Origin of the sequence: Zhongshania aquatica, from assembly GCF_027257955.1 — a bacterium.
GTDB classification, from domain to species: domain Bacteria; phylum Pseudomonadota; class Gammaproteobacteria; order Pseudomonadales; family Spongiibacteraceae; genus Spongiibacter; species Spongiibacter aquatica.
In genome coordinates, this window is sequence record NZ_JANZNQ010000084.1 from 1 (window position 1) to 1148 (window position 1148).

The window sequence follows — 1148 nt, forward strand, 5'->3', positions numbered from 1 at the left end:
TGCGTATTCCGCTGAACCTGATCAGTCGTACCGCTTGAACGTGATCACTTAATCCACCTCATACATCATGTGCCGTCTTTTTACTTTAAGTGATCATCTTCAGTCAATGTAGTCATCAGTTTTCGCATGGATTCCCCCTTCAAATTGATTTTGTGAGCGTTGTGTAAAAGTCGATCCAAGATGGCGTCAGCCAACGTTGGATCATTGATAAAGTCATGCCAGTTTTCCACCGGAAGCTGGCTCGTCACTATCGTTGTTTTTTTGTTGTGCCGATCCTCCATGATTTCCAGCAAGTCGTTCTTTTACACTTGCGTCAGCGGCTCTAAACCCCAGTCGTCAATGATCAGTACGTCTGCTTTGGCGATTTGCGCGAGGAGCTTGAGGTAGCTGCCATCACCGTGGGCGATGGTGAGCTGTTCAAACAGCCGAGAGGCGCGGAAGTACCGAGTGGGATGACCATGTACGCAAGCATGGTGGCCGAGAGCGCAAGCAAGATAGGTTTTGCCGCAGCCCGTCGGGCCGGTCATCACTAAATTATGCCCCTTGCTAATCCAATGATTGCTTTGCAGGGCGGCAACAGTGCTTGGCTTAAGTCCGCGCGGATGGCTGTAGTCAACGTCCGCCAATCTTGCCATTTCTTTAAAGCGTGCAGCGCTGAGTAAGCGCTGCAATCGTTTGTCGTTCCGGTAGGTAACTTCCTGCTCAATAGCTAAGCCGATACGCTCTGCGAAGCCAAGCCCATCGTAGGTGTTGGGCTGACGGAACTGCGCTTCCAGTGCGTCCGCTAAGCCGGTGAGTCGAAGTTGCCGGAGTTGTTGTACGCTTTGTGTTTCTAACATGTGCTTTCCTTGGGTTGGGTGGTTTGATGATTTTGGTTTAGTGGTAGTAATTGGCGCCACGGACATTGCGATGAGACTCACTTGCCTGTGCCTGTGGTTCTAGCGGCAGGGGCAGTTGATCCATATTGCTCTGCAGGATCGATTTGATATTGGCTAGGCGCAGGGCTTTGATGTGATGCGCGCGTAGGCAAGCCGCCTCTAGGCGTGCCGGTGTGTATTGTTTGGCGAGATTCAGTAACCCCAAGCAGGCGCGATACGCCTGCTCTGGCACCTGCTTTCGTTGTAAGAACAGCTCAACCATCGCGTGTG

General features: G+C 51.8%; 2 pseudogenes. Both read right to left on the bottom strand.

The features are described from left to right. Window positions 1-80: 80 nt before the first annotated feature. A pseudogene (istB, locus tag O9X78_RS20705) lies at window positions 81-839 on the bottom strand (IS21-like element helper ATPase IstB). Between the two features lie 37 nt (window positions 840-876). Beyond that, window positions 877-1148 (bottom strand): annotated as a pseudogene (locus O9X78_RS20710) (IS21 family transposase); the annotation flags it as partial.